This is a genomic window from Spirochaetota bacterium (genome assembly GCA_034190085.1).
Classification (GTDB): Bacteria; Spirochaetota; UBA4802; order UBA4802; family JAFGDQ01; genus JAXHTS01.
Genome location: JAXHTS010000045.1, coordinates 1 through 17,884, shown reverse-complemented (window position 1 = coordinate 17,884; position 17,884 = coordinate 1). Strand labels below are relative to the sequence as shown.

Annotated in this window: 11 protein-coding genes; 8 read left to right on the top strand and 3 right to left on the bottom strand. The window is 40.6% G+C overall.

The genetic code is table 11. The features are described from left to right. Positions 1-204: 204 nt before the first annotated feature. The 3 genes from SVZ03_07880 to glgP all read right to left on the bottom strand — a co-directional run bounded on the left by SVZ03_07880 (position 205) and on the right by glgP (position 10,906). The gene (locus SVZ03_07880; GenBank protein ID MDY6934127.1) at positions 205-3,405 is read right to left on the bottom strand and encodes a hypothetical protein; all 3,201 of its coding nucleotides are present in this window, start codon (positions 3,403-3,405) and stop codon (positions 205-207) included. 358 nt (positions 3,406-3,763) lie between these two features. Next, positions 3,764-8,170, bottom strand: coding sequence for an amylo-alpha-1,6-glucosidase (locus SVZ03_07875; protein ID MDY6934126.1), 4,407 nt, complete (start codon positions 8,168-8,170; stop codon positions 3,764-3,766). A 171-nt stretch (positions 8,171-8,341) separates the two neighbouring features. Beyond that, positions 8,342-10,906 carry an alpha-glucan family phosphorylase gene (gene glgP / locus SVZ03_07870; GenBank protein ID MDY6934125.1) on the bottom strand — a complete coding sequence of 855 codons (2,565 nt, stop codon included), beginning with the start codon at positions 10,904-10,906 and terminating at the stop codon, positions 8,342-8,344. A 670-nt stretch (positions 10,907-11,576) separates the two neighbouring features. Here glgP and SVZ03_07865 point away from each other — a divergent pair. From SVZ03_07865 to SVZ03_07830, 8 genes are all read left to right on the top strand, one after another. Further along, on the top strand, positions 11,577-11,816 hold the full coding sequence (locus SVZ03_07865; protein MDY6934124.1) for a hypothetical protein: 240 nt from the start codon (positions 11,577-11,579) through the stop codon (positions 11,814-11,816). Positions 11,817-12,009: 193 nt separating this feature from the next. Further along, on the top strand, positions 12,010-12,198 hold the full coding sequence (locus SVZ03_07860; protein MDY6934123.1) for a hypothetical protein: 189 nt from the start codon (positions 12,010-12,012) through the stop codon (positions 12,196-12,198). 123 nt (positions 12,199-12,321) lie between these two features. Then, entirely contained in the window at positions 12,322-12,723 is a 402-nt protein-coding gene (locus SVZ03_07855) for a hypothetical protein (GenBank protein MDY6934122.1), read from the top strand. A gap of 27 nt (positions 12,724-12,750) precedes the next feature. Next, positions 12,751-13,170, top strand: coding sequence for a pyridoxamine 5'-phosphate oxidase family protein (locus SVZ03_07850; protein ID MDY6934121.1), 420 nt, complete (start codon positions 12,751-12,753; stop codon positions 13,168-13,170). Positions 13,171-13,385: 215 nt separating this feature from the next. Next, positions 13,386-15,875: a pyruvate formate lyase family protein gene (locus SVZ03_07845; GenBank protein ID MDY6934120.1), complete on the top strand. Its 2,490-nt coding sequence runs from the start codon at positions 13,386-13,388 to the stop codon at positions 15,873-15,875. Positions 15,876-16,237: 362 nt separating this feature from the next. Then, entirely contained in the window at positions 16,238-17,281 is a 1,044-nt protein-coding gene (gene dctP / locus SVZ03_07840; GenBank protein ID MDY6934119.1) for a TRAP transporter substrate-binding protein DctP, read from the top strand. Between the two features lie 109 nt (positions 17,282-17,390). Beyond that, positions 17,391-17,624: a hypothetical protein gene (locus tag SVZ03_07835; GenBank protein MDY6934118.1), complete on the top strand. Its 234-nt coding sequence runs from the start codon at positions 17,391-17,393 to the stop codon at positions 17,622-17,624. 60 nt (positions 17,625-17,684) lie between these two features. Then, positions 17,685-17,884: hypothetical protein (locus tag SVZ03_07830; GenBank protein MDY6934117.1), on the top strand; the 200-nt coding region annotated here is incomplete at its 3' end.

The following is a 17,884-nucleotide window of genomic DNA, read 5'->3' as shown; positions in this document are numbered from 1 at the left end:
AGAGGATAATCAGAATATTATTTTCACACTGACAAGCTCAGGGAAATGAATTATATTTATCCATTTACGAATAAAATATTACCCAGCAGGAAGCGCGGTTGTTGGCTGCATGAGGTATTGACCTCTTAAGTGATTTTATAAAGAAGCAGTTCTATTAACATATTATAATAAATACTTGCGGAACCTGAGATATTCAGGTATATATCATTCCATTATAAAAATATCTGTAGCCTCTGCATTATGGTCCTTATATCCGGTAAGCATCTCAATCTGATCATTTTTCCAGTAACAGGCTACTTTCCTGATTACTCCCTCAACTTCTGTGTTATAACACCCAGATAGATATAGATCCCCGCCAACACCATGAATAGCATGAACCTTAGCTGCTCCCGGAGCCTGCAGATCTGTAATCTCAATATTCTCTCCAGAAATCTGACAGCAAAAGGCCTTATTCTTCATTGAGTTGTCCTGGTATTGTCCGCATATAAAGACATCATTGGCCGAGACATAGATATCCTTCACACCATGGGACAATGTTTCTATAATAGAATTCTGTTCTCCATTCAACCATAAACCCGCTAATCCGGTTGATCGATTGCTGCTTCGATAATTGGCAGCAATATATACATCATTGCCAGATACATATATTGAATTTGCGAAATTATCGCTATATTCAGGCATCACCAGCTCGATCTCTTCCAGGGGTTCATTATACTTATTATATTTCCAGTAACAGGCCTTCCTCCCGGATCCGTCTGAACGATTCCCTGCAACATGGATAATATCATCAGTGATATAAATCGATTTAGCCAGCGTTGGAAGTCCTGATTTTATGGATCCTGCGAATATGTCTGTTCTCGTAACAGTCTCATTGGACAAGGACCAGTAGCAAGCCACATACTGACTTGAAGCATTACAGTAGTACCCTGATGCATAAACCTTATCCCCATATACAAATACAGAATAGGCCACTGAGTGGCTGTTCTCATCGACCCATAGGATCTCATCATCCCTCCACAGACATGCTGAGACATCACTTCTCTCTCCAGCTCTCTGCGAATCGCCTCCATTATAAGAATATCCTGCAAGATAAACGTGATTTTCAGTAACAAAAATAGATTGAGGGGAGGCATAGGCCCTAGAACCCCTATCTAACTCAATCATCCCTTCATTTGTCCATAGACACGGGATATGTTCATCGTCACCACTCTCAGACAACCCTGAATCCATGTTATAGAATCCGGCAACATATATCTCTGGCGTAATCGGCACGTTAAGGGTAACCATCATTATTTCTGTTGACACCGGATACTCCGGGCCAAAGTTGAAGAGAGAATAGGTGCCCTCATTGCCCCAGAAGTTGTGCTCCCCATTGTAGATGTCCTGGTCATATATAAAATAGTATGAAATGTTGCCAGCTTGATCGATCAGTTGTACTGCCTTAATGTCCCATAGGCCATGTTCCGGGAGATCGCTATAGTGAATTGTGGACGTATAGGTGGCATAATTGTCATCTGAATATGATATATCCCTGAATTCCAGCAGATAGGCATTGTCAATATTATAATAGACATTATTGTGAGGATGCAAATACATTTCAACAGGATAGCGGTTCATCGTAAAATCATCCATACGATGTCCTGAAGAGCCGATGTTCTCAATGGTTACAGATATTTTAACAGAATTCTCAGCGCTCTTATCAACCTCGATTAAGAGAAGCTCCGGACCTGAGGTGTCAGGATCTGAGGAGTGAAAAGTGAATTCCGGCACAGGCACCTCAGTCTTTAGCTCAATATCCTCTTCTTCCTCAGACCAATCATTATACCAGTATGTATTATCAATAATCCCCTTGTGCTCCATTGTGTAACCGATGAGCCTCTTTATATTATTGATGATTCCATCTATCTGTATCATTCCCATCTTCCATGTGCCGCTTTCGCAAAAGTCCTGCAGGGCGGTTGTCCCCTCCCAGATGTCGGTTCCATCCTTCCTGTTAAGGTTCAGCTCAATCACCTGGCCTTTATCAAACCTGGCTCGATTATATCTATAGGATTCCGGAGAGAATAGATATGCGCATATTGAAGGATCAAAATTGAAACTGCTGGTGCTTAGATCAACAGTGACATGTATTTGCTTCTCATCGAACAAGCATCCTGCCTCTTTGAGGTCACAGAACCGGATTCCTTTAGATTCAGCCGGAAGGGTATGAGTATCATCAAGGTCAACTGAAATATTCTTAGAAGACCCACCAAGGATCTCAATATAGGTAGGATCAGGGCCGCCATAGTAACTGCCATCATAGATCGTATAGATATCGCCATGCACCGGATCCATGCTTTTTGCTATGTCACTGAAGCGAATCACAAAGAGATAGTAACGACCGTCAGGGATCCCTGTTAACAATTTTTTATTATCTTTAATAGAGGTGATGAGGTTTCCTGCAATCGCTAGGTCGCTGTTATCATCATCCCTCATCAGCAGGGCCACTATTGGGCTCTGTTCGCTCACACCCTGGTTACCATTGTAATTTATTGTCAGGTTGATGCTCCCCTCAGAATTTCCATCGCCCTTTGAAAGTTGTTCACTAACATAGCTGTTCCACGATTTTACCTTGAGGTGATCTTCGTTTATGGAAGACACCCTTCCTTTCAGTGAATCAATCCTAATCAATTTCATCATATACCACTTCCCATCATCGCTGCAAAAATATGAGTAGTAGGCATTATCCTCGATGATTGTAAATCTTCCATTCTGTAGATTAGATTGGGCTATCTCATTGGTAATGCTATTGAAGGTGTACCTCTTAACTGAATCATCTATTAAGTAGTAGGGATCTTTATTATTAAAGTGGATTAGCTCATAGGCACTATCCTCGCTAAAGAGGCAATAAATAGCTGTTGAATCTGTCATGAATTTATCGAGTCCATCCTTTGTGTTGCCGATGTAGAAGTAATCCTCGACTATTTTTTCTATTTTCCAGAGCGAATACATCTCATTGCTATTCCTCTTTCCGATAAAGGAGAAGTCTGTGGGCTGACCCGAGCTAGGGAGATTGGAAATATCTGTGAGGAGTGGCTTATCACCAATAGGGTTAGGAGTGATCCCTTTATTATCAGGATGACTTGTGCTCCCCCTCTTCTTAATAGATTTTCGAGATACCTTTCTAATATTATCACTCTTCTTTCTTAAGTCTAAGTTTTCAGCCAGATCAGTAATATCAACCTCCATATCCTCTATTAAGTTGAGCCCAAAGGTCTCATCCTCTTGAGGCGTTGTCATGGTGTCCGTTAATTCGATTTCCTTGTTGGTGTCCGGACAGCTGACAAGTGAGAGGTTTAGTATTGAAATAATAAATAATGAAATTATATAATTACAGATCGTGTTTGAAAGGGATGAAGTACACACTTGTAACTCCATTATTCACATGATTTCTATCAATGGATATTTGATTTTACATACATTGATATCATGCTATTTTAGCACATCTATATTGTAAACTTTTTTTTATTCTTCATATGATAATCTGACTAATGAAGAAGTCAATAACAAGCAGTTTACACTAGAGAAGTCCTAAGGAGCGTGGATGATAACCTCTGGTCAATGGATGTACATTACCGAGTGTCACGAAGGAGCAACTGAGGGTTACGAAGATGGCAACTGAGGATTACAAAGGGGCAACTGAGGATTACGAAGAAATTATTGAGCGTTAGGATGGAATCTATGCATTCACCAAGGATGATAGATAGAACCCTGGCATGCCCCCTTATTCACCTTCCTTCGTTAACTCTATCTCCCTCAATCTGAGTTTTAGATAGACTCTCATAAGCTCAGCGACAGACCAGGCCTGCGCAAAGCATCCGCGCGGGGTGTGGGGATAATCGCCGTCCCGTATCTCCTCCAGGCTTCCAACCGCGCCCTTTCTTAAGAGTCTCACAGAAGGAGCGAGAAAATTCAGCGCCCTTCTCACTGACTCAATGTTATCCCCATAGGCAAAGGCAAAGGCTTCAACAAAGTATGGGTATAGCCAAAGCCAGGCTGTGCCATTATGATAGGCTGCCTTGCGGGAGGTATCCTCATCGCCTTTGTATTCGCCTTGGTAGGGATAATGAGGATCAGAGAGCAGTTCACCGGATAGGGTACGGATATATAGGGGCTCTTCTATATGCCTGTCAGCTAAGGAGCGAATTGCAGCGGGTATCACAAGCTCCTTCTGTATCTCTCTGAGCATAAGTCTAGCCCTATCTCTTGGAACTAGGTTGAGGTAGAGCAGTATTAGCTGGTTTGGTCGAAGAGATGTATCCTTGATCGAGCCTTGCGCCCTTGCCCCATTAGAGCTCCAAATTCCATCAGCAAAGTATTGTTTATCATCAAGCCAGTATAGTGCCCACAGGGATTCCTCAGCCTGCGCAGCCCATGATAAATAGCGTTCCTTGGTATCTTCACTATCAATATTATTGGCAAGGAATCTCAATCCATTTATCCATAATCCCTGAATCTCTACCGGATATCCCTCACGGGGTGTGCCAGCGGGATGCTGAGTGTCCATCCATGTAAAATGCGATGGAGAGAAGATGAGGCCTGTTTCTTCATCTAGTCGAATATTATTCCCTGTGCCCCTGGCAAAATCCTCCACTATGCCCTGAAGCACAGCGAGCATTGTTGTGCCATCGGCACGAAGAGGCTTTGACAGAAAGTTATAATCCTCGATAGCCCCTTCGACATAACATCTCACTGCCTCGATAAACCATAGGGGCGCGTCAGTTGTATCATAATTACCGGCGCTCTCGCCATAAATTGTATTGGGTACCATCCCATCCCTGGTGAACTGCGCAAGCTCAGTCAAAATGCCAGCTACCTCATTGTTAAAACCCGCAGCGATTAAACCAGGCACACAAATGAGGGTATCTCTGCCCCAATCCAAAAACCAGGGATACCCTGCAATTACAGTGAACCCCCGACCCCTTTTCACAACAAATTGATCCAGAGCCAACATAAATGATTTAGCAATAGGATCATCCCTCAGCGCTAGCGGCATTCTCCTGAAAAGCTCATGCTGTCGCCTCGCCTCCCCTGAGACTTGACTATCAAAATTTCTATGAGAGGAATCCCTTTCAGTTGTTAACAAAAAATCGATATTCTCGCCTTCAGTCATGGTTTCAAGAAAATAACCGGGACTAAAGGCATCCCCACTGGATTCCTGGCCTCTAGTCGCATCCATAGGGTGACCTATATCCTTGATCCATTGAGGTTGGGTCGCGAACTGACCCCTGCCCGTGCTGACGAAAAGCCTCTCTTCCTCGTATGGATGATAATAAAATCCCGTCTTATCATCTATCACGGTAAATGGTTTTTCACCTTTACCTTCCAGATAAACGGCGCTGGAGTGATAGTGATAGGAACGCCACTCAAGACAAAATTCAACTTTTAGTAAAATTTCTTCAGTCGCCTCGATACAACGATACTGAATAAGAACTGTATTTTCATCCCTTACAAGGTGGATCTGCTTTGTAAGCACAAAGCGTGCGTCGTAGTCTTCGATAATAAACCGCCATGTCGGAACAGGGTAGCGCTTAAACTGCACACAGTCCCTGGCATCAAGCCGATAAATCCTATCATTTATAAGAAGGGAATCATAGGAACACTTAACTAGCACTACCCTATCCTCCGGGTAATCATGGGAAAAATTGGCCATCAGAAGGGCGTCATACTTGCTATGAACCTCTCCAGGTACAAGAGGGGTTTTGACAAAGGATCCTCTTCCATTGGCAAGGATAAAGCACATCCAATCATTAAGGATATCGCTTTGATTAAGGGTAAGATGGAAATCCTCCATTTCCCTTTTAAATCCTTTATAATCTGGAAGCGAATAGACAGGATAATATGCGTTCTCCCATCTTCGATTAATCTTTCCATTTAGTATATCAACCCAATGAAAGGTTAATTGAGATCTCCTATGCTCTTCAATTGGGGGGAATATGGCCCAATCACAACCATCATCTCCATTTACTGTCTCTATTCTCTTATCATTCAAAAAAACACTTGCAGCTAGCTCAGTGGATGTGATAAGCCATTTATGACTTTCAAGAAGGAAATCCTTATTCTTATTGGTGAACTCCCACACCTCTGAGTACTCCTCTAATAAAAACTGATGAAGTTGAGTTATCTCCTCTTTAAAATCTGGATTGAAGAAGGCATCAAAAGGGTGTGTAGCGGCATAGGCGATGAGCCCCCTGTAGGGATTCCAGAAGGAGAGAAGCATCTCTTGGTCAATTTGAGCAACCTCATGCCTATCATAATACTGAAGCATAATTCGATATACAGTATCTATCTCATCAATAGGTCGCTTTTCGCTATTTAAAAGAAATAATTCATATGGCTTTCCAAGCTCCTGAAAACGAAGCACAAGGACCTGGCCTTGTGTAATATCTAATATCAGACCCCTGCCATCCATTCTATATGTTGAATCACCAAGAATATCTACCGCCTCAAAGGGATAGCTAAAGGGTGGATCAATACCCAATTCATCTAACAAGAGGCTTATTGATGCAGAATTCTCACAATCAAGGTTTACTATAACTAGGATGAAATTACGTCTCGACTTATATGCGCGATAAAAGGTGCATATATTCGGCCAGGGTGTGTCTATTACCTCTATATTATCATTGAGCCAAAAGCAGGGATTTCTATCGAGTATTCTATTGATTCTTGATATCTCAGATACAATATTATCCTGTGAATCCCAGTTAAGAGCGCCATTCCCATGAACATCTATCTTTTCATCAGCTAACCATTCAACCCCGTTTGTAAAGCCCCAGTTTCCATAATAACTTGTAAAAGCGCTGAGGCATAGGCGCATAAGGGCATAGCTTCTTCCCTTTGTGGCGAGCCTATTATTATCGTGGGTTTCAGCATAATGAACGAGAATGCCCTCCTGACTGCTTACCCTATTTGCATGACGTAAATAGTTAATAATCTCATCTTTGCTGTAGTTCTGAAAGAGTTCGCTATATGCAGAGTTTATCATACCTTCCTGAAGCAGTTCCCTGGTGCATTCCATGGCTCCACCTAAACCCTCAAGCAGGAAAAAGGTCTCAGGAAATTCCTCCCGAACCCTTGCAATAATATACTGCCATAATGAGAGTGGAACCATATAGCCTGCATCCAAGCGAAAGCCATCCACCCCCCGTCTGCACCATATGATGAACATCTCGGCTAAATAGATCCACAAATCCTTTCTACTATGATCAAGCTCAACAAGATCCTCCCAAATCTTCCCCCATGCTCCAGGTGATACAAATTCACCATCAGATTTTCTAACCTGCCATATACTATGAACCGAAGATATTCTCGAGCCCCATCCAGTATGATTTATAGCCATATCGAGCATTACCTTGCCATCAAGACAGTGTACAGTAGAGGTCAAATCGATAAATTGCTCCTCAATGGTGCGAAAACGATCAAAAGTGGCATAAACAGGATCTATTGCATAGAAATCCAGACTCGCATAGGGACTTCCATATCTTCCCATCCTGCCATAGCTTTGAGGCACAGGGTTTATTGGAAGAAGATGTATGGTCTTCATTCCTAGGTCCTTTATGATAAAGCGCAGCCTCTTTTTGAACTCATCAAATTTTCCAGAGGGCTGTATTACAGTGCAGCCTATTTTTTCAAGCTCATCTACCCTATCCTGTATATCATGGGTTTCGCCCTTTGATGTATTCCTTTCCTCTCTGAACTGCCGAAGAAAGGCACAATAAATCGCATTCCCTCTCTTATATGAAGCAGGGAATACACTTATACCATGATTGGATCCCGGGGCCCAATATATCCATGGATTCCGGGAATCTTCACTACCGACCCAGAGTTTCCACTGAAAATATCCAATCTGATCAAGGAGGTAATCGAGGCAGTATTGACCTGTCTTACTATCATACCTCAAGGGGATATCATAGAAATCCCTTTGATGACTAAAACCCTCCTCTACTCTCTGAATTATCTGCGATCTTATCCTACCCGCCTGTCCGAGGTTTGTGCATATTTTAACTTTATAATTGATAGACGAAGACGGCTCTTTTTTAATAATAGTGACCCGGAGACTGAAAATGCTAAATGCAGGTTTACATAAGGATTCTTTAGGTGTGTATTGAATAGAGTGAATAGGCTGTTCCATGGCTTTTTTCCATTCATTCATTAATTATAGTTAATATACAGTGACATTCCAACAGGAGAAGATATATCTTCCCGCCCAAGCTTGTTACGAAATGTGATCCAAAATTATAACTGAAGTATGCATTGTATGAGTGAATTTATGTTTACACATATTTTAGGTATTCAAGGCTATTTAGGTGACTGAAGCCCAGGTAATTAATCCAGGTTCATATATCCCTATCATCCTCTGATGATTGGGTACAACTCTAACAGTAAAGCCGAACTGACCCGTCTTTTGACAGGGGATCGAACCTTCATATAGATAAGTGCTTTTATCAAGGTGTTTAACCAAAGTCATGGATAATGCGGATCCCTCTTCTATATCCCCCTTTGAATTAAGACTACCATTGTACAACTCAACGATCACATCCTTAGTCTCCAGAACGCTAATGTCAATAATTGCCTCAATCTTCATCTCGGATCCAACAATTATTGATTTGGCCTCTTTGATATTTAAATCTTTAATTTTAATATTTTTCCATACTTTATTAATTTTATCTTTCCATAATGAATATTTTTTTGTTTCGTTAAAATCATTGTCAGAGAGTAGTTTAAAATTATTATGGGCATTGATATAAAAATTTTCTATATATTCTCTTACCATTCTATTAGTATTGTATGTGGGACATATCGATTTCATTGACTCCTTTATCCTTGCAATCCAAGCCCTGGGCAATCCATCAGTTCCCCTATTATAAAACATCGGAATAACGTCTTCTTCAAGAATATTGTATAAAAATTCGCTCTCAACCTCGTCCTGATAATCATGATCATCATAATCCTCGCCCGAACCTATTGCCCAACCATTATTGCCATTGTATGCCTCCAGCCACCAGCCATCCAATATGCTTATATTTAAACCTCCGTTTGGAACAACCTTCATACCGCTGGTTCCTGAGGCCTCCATTGGCCTGATAGGTGTATTCAGCCATACATCCACACCCTGAACAAGATATCGAGCAATATTGATGTCATAGTCCTCAATAAATACGATCTTATTCCTAAACCTCGGATCCCTTGCAAGATGAATGATATGCCTAATTAACTCCTTGCCCGCATGATCCCTTGGGTGAGCCTTTCCAGCAAATATGAATTGAATGGGTCTATCCCTATTCAATAAAAGCTTCTCTAATCTGTCCATATTCCTAAAAATTAGGGTGGCTCGCTTATAGGTCGCAAATCTCCGCGCAAATCCTATTGTAAGAGCCTCAGGGTCCAGAATTGTATCAGCTATCTCCACATCATTCTTTGACGTTTCTCTCTTTATAAGCTGATCCATCAATGTTCTTCTTGCAAATCCAACAAGGATCTCCCTCATCCTCTCCCTACATCTCCAAAGTTCTGTATTTGGAATTGAATCAATATTCTGCCAAATGTCCTTATCAACAGGATTATCAATCCAGCGGGGTCCTAAATATCTATTGAGGAGTCTCATAATCTCGTCAGAGGCCCATGACAGCATTTGTGTTCCATTGGTAATGTATCTGATTGGCACCTCGTGAATAGGCAGTGTGGGCCATAGACCCTTCCACATCTTTCTTGAAACGTCACCATGAAGCAAAGATACTCCGTTATAATATGATGATGTTTTTATTGCTAGAACTGTCATACAAAAGGTTTCCATATCATCATCAGGATTCTCTCTACCAAGTGCCAAAAAATCCTTCACAGTCATTCCCATCTCATTATAATGGTGAAACATATATTCCTCAAGCAGATCAGGAGAGAACCTATCATTACCCGCAGGCACAGGGGTGTGGGTTGTGAATATGTTGCTTGAACGGACGAACTCTAATGCCTCTGCATAACTCAAATTATAATCCTTCATTGCGGTTCGTATTCTCTCAATCCCCATAAAGGCAGAATGCCCCTCATTCATATGATAGACCGTAATCTCTTTGCCAATAGCCTTAAGCGCTCTAGTTCCCCCTATACCAAGCATCATCTCCTGCTTGATTCTCATCTCAATGTCTCCAGCATATAATCCATCGGTAATGCTCTTGTCTTCATCGCAGTTTTTATCAATATTTGTATCCAAAAGATATAATTCTGTTCTTCCGATAAGAGCCTTCCAAATTTGAGCGTATACAATCCTTTCAGGAAATTCCACTCCAATTAATAATGGTTGATCCTCGTCATTCATTACAAGGCTTACTGCTATATTATAAAAATCCGTTTCCGGGTATATCTCCTGCTGCCACCCATCAATATTCAGATACTGATGAAAATAACCGAGTCTATATAACAATCCAACACCGGATAGCGGTATACCCAATTCACTGGATGACTTCAAATGATCGCCAGCTAATATCCCAAGTCCCCCAGAATAAATGGGAAGGGATTCATGAATACCGAATTCAGCTGAAAAATATGCAATCTCAACATCCCTTTTCTTAATATTAAATTCATCAAACCATGTCTTTCTGGTTAAGTGTAATTCTAATTCCTCTTCAACTCGCTCCATATGTGCAATAAAGCTTTCAGACTCAGCCGCCTCATCTATAAGTTTCTGCGAAATCGATCCCAATAGTTTAATCGGATTATGTTGTACTGTTCGCCAAAGATCAACATCAAGTCTTCTAAATAAATCAATAGCATCATAATTCCATACCCACCAAAAATTACTAGCAATATTCATAAGAGGTCTCAAGTTTTCGGGTAAGTATGGCAATACTCGATATTTTTGAATTTTAAACATATCATCCTCCATAAAGGACTATATCATTTAGATTAAGCCCCATTATTTCATATCAGATAAAATTGAAAACACAATCCGAAAAGCTATGATCTATTCAGTTTTATTATAAATGAAATGTGTTAAAAATGCAACTCATAATAAATAGAAGAAGCCCTTTAATATCAGTTGCAGGCCAAGAGGCAGTTTTCATTTAAGATAATACTAATTTTTTTATATTTTTTTTAAATTTCTTGACAAGTGGGAAACAACTTCTTTTTATTAGTTTAGCTTAAATATAAGTTACCAAAAAAACAAAACCGTCTGGTCGGTTCATATTCTATCTATATCTAAGGGAAAAATGTATTCCACAATATCTTATACCCATAATCTTCACTAACCTTTAGCTTAATTAAGGTATTATTACATTTTCTTTTAATTATAATACAGATAATGTTAATTAATCTACAAACTGAGTATATCAGTATCAAATATCACAATTACAACCTATGTACAGTCGGACCCATGTTTTGAGAATTTTTGCATAACAGATATTCTTAAGTTAATATATTTATTTTAGTTAATAGTATAATTAGGTTATCAATAATTCCTCCATAGTAAAATGGTTAGGATTAACCTTCTCTGATTATTGAATGGTTGCAATCTTTATATGAAATAATGTGAGGTCTGTTAAATGTCACTAAAGTGTAACAAATGTGAATATGAGGGTCCAAGAAATGAGTTTCGTATTTTATATCGTGCCTCAGATCCTGGACCGGATCTTTATAGGCAATGTCCTAAGTGTAAGCAGATGGTATATAGCGATGAATTACAACAGGATGAAGAGTCTTCGACCAATGACATTTGGGGAATTAGTTCGCTTCGGGGTAAGGTTTTCAGGCGACGCAAAAATGTCAATGAGGATAATATGTAAAACATTGTTCATGATGATGAAGAATAAATACATATTATGCAATTGGAATACTAATGTTCTATATAGAATAGATTGATTCCATCTATATGTCTTTCGGGTTGTAAAAATCTAAATTATAGGGATAAAACAAGGCAGGCTTAAGGCCTTGTGGTAAGTATAAACAATATTATTTTTATTAAGGAGGTGAAGAGAGATGAAATGTCTTCATTGTGATTATGAGGGACCGATGGAATCCTTTAGGTACCTCTATAACGTTAGAATAGAGGAGACTACAGCAAATCGTGAGTGCCCGAAGTGCTTTGGTTGGATTATAGTTGATGAGGTAAAGGGTGAAATGGCAGATGCGAGTGTACAGGGTAAAGTCCCTGGCGTAATTGTATAGATGGTAGCTATCATCCATCATCCTATTATAAAAGTATTCATGGGTGGTGAGGTTCGCTACTGATAGAAAGTAGAGATTTTACGAATGTGAAGTTAAATACTGAGTGATAAAAGGAGTTTAGAGATGGTAGAGATGCCAGATGAAGTGTATGAGGCTCTGACAGATTTTTATACGTTAAAGATGGTAGCTAGTGTCAACTCATCGGGTATGCCAAATGCAGTAATGATAGCAACAACTTCAGCATTAGATAAGAGCACTGTCTGCTTTGCAGATTTAAGGCTAGGGAAGACAAAGAGTAACATACTTGAAACTAAAAAATTTACTGTAAACGTTCTCAAGCTAACCCTTGAGTCCTATCAGATAAAGTGCAGTTTCAATAGTTATCAGGAGAGGAGCAAGGTTGCAGATCAATACTGTGAGCAGATATACCAAAAGATTAAGCTTCAACCCAAGGGGATAATTGTAGGCAAGGTGGAAGAAGTATATTGTACAAGTTTAAGCAATGCAGGCACAAAGCTTGCTTAGCTCTAAACATAAAGGAGGATGAGTAAAATGGCAAAACTACCTGAGGAAGTATTGGAGACATTAGAAGGAGATGCTAAGTTTTGCACCCTTGCGACTGTGGATGAGGATGGCGGTATGAATCTTGTGCCAATCAATTCATTAAAGGTTATTAATGATGATACATTAGCCTACGCATGTTGCTTTAATGGTAAAACCACAAAAAATTTGGAGGCTGGACGAAAAAGGGTGGCGATTGCGATATTCAAACCGATGAGAGAGGGGTATCAGGTAAAGGGTACGTTTTTGAAGATGCAGGATTCAGGAGCGCTTTTTGATAAATTTTCTTCTGAAATAAACCCTGCCCTTGAGATGATGGGAGCTAATTGCAAGGTTCTAAATGTGGCAACGATTAAGGTGACAGAGGTTTATGCATTAACCATACCGATTGCAGGTGAAAGGCTTGCCTAGGCGTCCTTGCTCTATCACTTTATTAGTAATATCAATTATAATAATGATGGCAGGGCATGGCGACTAAGTATACCTCTCATGTGCTAGAGAATATTTTATGCTTCTAACATAGATATATAGAAGTATCTTTGAGTAATATAGAGGATGTGAAGCAAGTTTGTAGAATTTTGTTCTATAGAGAAAGAAATATATAAATAATTTCGGGGAGGTTTGTTATGGAACAGGTAACAAAGGAGAAGAGTGAACAAGAATTATATGACGCTCGTGAATACTGGTGGTGGGCTGAGAAGAGGAGATCACCCAGACTCAACTATTTGAGAAAAGCAGTCTGGTCAAAGGCGACTAAGGGTTCAGCATGGCTGCCGGGAGTGCAGCTATGCCTTGATAATATCCGCTGGCATACAAGGATATTCAGGGAAGCCCCTCCATCGGAACCAATTATTTTAACCAGGGCCAGAGCCCTGGCAGCGGTGCTTGATAATATGCCCATCTTTATCACTGATTATTCACGTATTCAGGGATATCCAGGGGGTGCCCCGCATCTAATTACCTGGATTCCCACAGCATCCTCAATGATCAATGACGACTTATACAATGACAGAACAAATATTATTCCTGAGGAGGATCTGGAAGAGGTAAGAGAGATGGTTGAGTTCTGGAATGGTAGGACCTATGAGGATGTTTGTAAACAGAATTATACTCGCAAGGAGAGGCAGGCATCCCTAATGCTGGCTGATTTTGGAGGGGCTGGGAGGGAGATGACTGCTTTTGATTATGTCACCCCACAACCAGACTGGATGTATCAGGGTTTTGACTCAATAATTGAGTCAATTGATGAAAAGATATCTGAATCAGAAAAGATAGTGCGTGATGCTAACACAGCGGAGGAACAGATATCATACATGGAAAAGTTGGCTAATTGGAGAGCAATGAAGATATGTCTGGAGGCGACAATAAGGTATGCCAGGCGCTTTAGCCAGCTGGCCAAGATAATTGCGGATAATTTTGAAACGGACCCAAACAGGCGTCAGGAACTACTGCAGATAAGCGAAACCTGCGAGAAGGTGCCTGCGCGTCCACCGGAGCATATATGGGAAGCTATGCAGTTTGATCATTTTGTGCAGATAGCATACAGGTTAGAGTGGCACAATGCGGCATGGCCATGGCGTCAGGATTTTTGGCACTGGCCCTTTTACCAAAAGGATGTGTTTGAAGAGAAGAACCTGACAAGGGACGAGGTGGTCGAATATTGCGCAGAGTGGATGATAGCAGGATATACCATAGGCAAGTCATGGCTCAGGGGCGGCAGGGAGGTTCTGCAGGGAAGTCCAGGGCCTTACGTATGGACAATTGGAGGCGTTGACGAGCAGGGTCGCGATGCGTGCAACGATCTCACTGATTGTTATCTCGATGCGGCAATGATAAGCAGAGTGAGCGATCCTACATTTAGTTTTCGCTATCACTCTAATGCGAGCACTGTGACGCTCAAAAGGGTTTTTGATTGCATACGTCATGGTCTTGGTTATCCATCCCTGAGGAATGACGATGTGCTTATTCCTAATCTCATACAGTGGTTTGGTCATCCATTAAAGGAGGCAAGGCGTTGGGTTCATCAGGCCTGTATGGCTCCGGCTCCGGATACAAAGATGGGTGCTCCGGCCTTGAGATATCCTCAGGCCTCAATAGCCACAGGGGCCAAGGCAATAGTTCTGGCCTTTAATAATGGCGTTGATCCCATATCCGGGATGCAGACAGGGGCAAAGACTGGAGATTGCATGACGTTTGAGAACTTTGATGATTTTTACAATGCCTGGTATGAACAGATAAAAACGGGCTTTAAGAGGGCAACATCTCAGGAGCATAAGAATAGGGAGATAGAGGCCAAGTTGTATCCCAAACCTATGACAACGGCACTTTATGAGCGTTGTGTGGAGACAGGCGAAAATAGCGCACGCTCAAAAGAAAGGAGCAGTTTGTGGTTTACCCTCTTTGCCTTTGGTGACACGGGGGACTGCCTGGCAGCAGTCAAGAAGCTGGTGTATGATGAGAAAAAATATACTATTGGCGATTTAAAGGCTGCGCTGGATGCAAACTGGGTTGGCTATGAGGATATGAGGATGGAATTTGTCAAAGCGCCCAAATGGGGCAATGACGATGATTATGTGGATCAGATTTGGGTTCGGATGTATGAGGACTTGGGGAAGATGTCCTGGTCAGTGCGGGATATATGCGGCTCGCCCTGGCCGACACTGCCGGAAAGCGTAAACACACATATAGCAGCTGCTACAAATATAGGCGCTTTGCCAAACGGCAGGAGGTTGGGTGATCCGATCTATGATGGAGGATGTTCTCCTGGGGCTGGTCTAGATAAGAAGGGGCCAACTGCAGTGCTGAAATCAGTTGGCAAGCTGGATCATATAGGTTCATGCAGGGCAACGCTGTTGAATCAGAGATTGTCTCCTGCTCAACTCCAGGGCGAGAAGGGTTTTAGGTTATGGAGAGACTATATAAAAACCTGGCATGAATTGGGTATAGGTCATGTCCAGTTCAATATGGTTGACAATGACACATTGTATTCAGCTCAGAAGGACCCTGAAAAGTATAGTGAGTTGTTGGTGAGGATTGCGGGATATAGCGCACATTTTGTCGAGATGAATAAGATAACTCAGGATGCTATTATTGCTCGTAACGTGCAGGAAATGTAAACCAATTGTAATTGATATCCCACTTGCTTGTTTCTGTGAGGGAAAAGCAAAATTTTAAATGGCTGTTGAATGACTTACATTTAGAGGCTATCGGGGATTAGTTTTGTAGTAATGATAAAATTGTAATATCAAATAGCGTCATGAGGCATACAAGAGAGCATTTTCATTAGAAGTGAAGAGGTGTGTATCATGACGTTTTTCTGTTTAAAAGATGAAGCATGCTAATAACATTAGATGAGCTTTGCTAAGCAGGGTAACAAGATAAGGTAATTAAAGTAATCTTGAACAATAACTTATATCATTACGCCCCATTCCTTCTTTGTGTATATTGAGATTTTATTATAATAATGGAGGAATTGTTTATGAAAAAGAAGAGTGTCTATGTTTTATTTATCATTTTATTGGGTTTATGTATTGGGGTGATAGGATTTTCCAAAGCTGAAGCTAAAAAAAAGGCAAAATATGTTTGGAAGATGGCAACGGTTGCGCCAGATGCCGCTTATCTCTCTGAAGCTTTTAGAGATGTGATATTGGAACGATTTGAGAGAGTAACTAATGGTGAACTTACTATTACCATGTACTGGGGTGGAATAATGGGAGATGAGGAGGATTATATCGCAAAGATGCGTTTTGATCAACTTCATGGTTGTATCTTATCAGTTGGTGGGGTGCTTATGGCATGTCCGGAAATGGGTGTTCTGCAGCTTCCCTTTATGTTTAATGATTATGATGAAATTGAATATATTAGAAAAAATTTAGGTGAGAGATTCACTAAAATTTATGAAAAAAATGGTTACAAATTGTTGGTATGGGTTGATCAGGATTTTGATCAGATATATTCGACTAAATATGAGATGAGAACCCCTGAAGATTTCAAAAAGAGCAGGTTTTTGACACATGCTGGTAGAATAGAGATTGAGTTAATAAAGGCCCTTGGCGCAAGTCCAATACCAGTAGGTGTTCCTGAGGTGGTTCCTTCATTTAGGGCAGGTGTATGTGATACTGTTATATCTCCAGCTTTATGGTGGTTGGGTTCCCAACTTTATACAATTACTAAGTTTGTCAATGCGTATCCTTTTAGATATTCACCAGCAACAATTGTAGTTACAAATAAAAATTGGAGAAAACTTCCAAAGAAGCATAGAATTGCCCTTAATAAAGAATTACCATCCCTTCAGAGTTATATGAACAAAATAGCACATAAGATCAATAGGGATTGTCTGAACGCAATGATTAAATATGGACTCAAGGATGTAAAAATGTCATCTGAAGAGATTGATGTATTCAAGGATAAAACAAGGCCAATATGGAATAAACTTGTCGGAAAGATGTATACTAAAAAACTTTTAGATGACCTTTCATATCATTTAAGAGTATACAGAGCAAAGAATGTTAAAAAGAGATAACATGAGCAAAATCTTATTCTCATTCTGCAATAAAGCAGGAGATCAATCATTCAGTACCGGATAATATAAATAAAGGAATCATTTTAATAGACTAAAAGGAGGTGATGGAATGCCCAGATGTGGAGATTGTAAAAATTTTATTCCTCAAGCAGCAAATTCAGCCGCCAGTATTGGAATGTGCAAAGGTATTCTGGATGAGGATGGTTTAGGTCAAGAGGTTAATATCTATGCAGAAGTGGGTGACTGTCCAAAATTTGAGGAAGAGGATCGAATTAGAACGAATGTTTCTGAATTTGGATTTGGACAAAAGATCCGAATGGCCAGAGGGTTTGATGAAAAATAAATTTTTGGGGCTTAACAGCTTAGCTTATTAGTTACAAAATATTTTTGGGAGGTTAGAGGTATGGAACAGACTGCAAAAGAGAAGAGCGAGAAAGAACTATACGATGCCCGAGAATACTGGTGGTGGGCAGAGAAGAAGCGATCCCCAAGGCTTAATTACTTACGAAAGGCCGTCTGGTCTAAGGCTACCAAGGGTTCGGCATGGCTGCCTGGGGTCAAACTATGCTTAGATAATATTCATTGGCAAACCAAGATATTCAA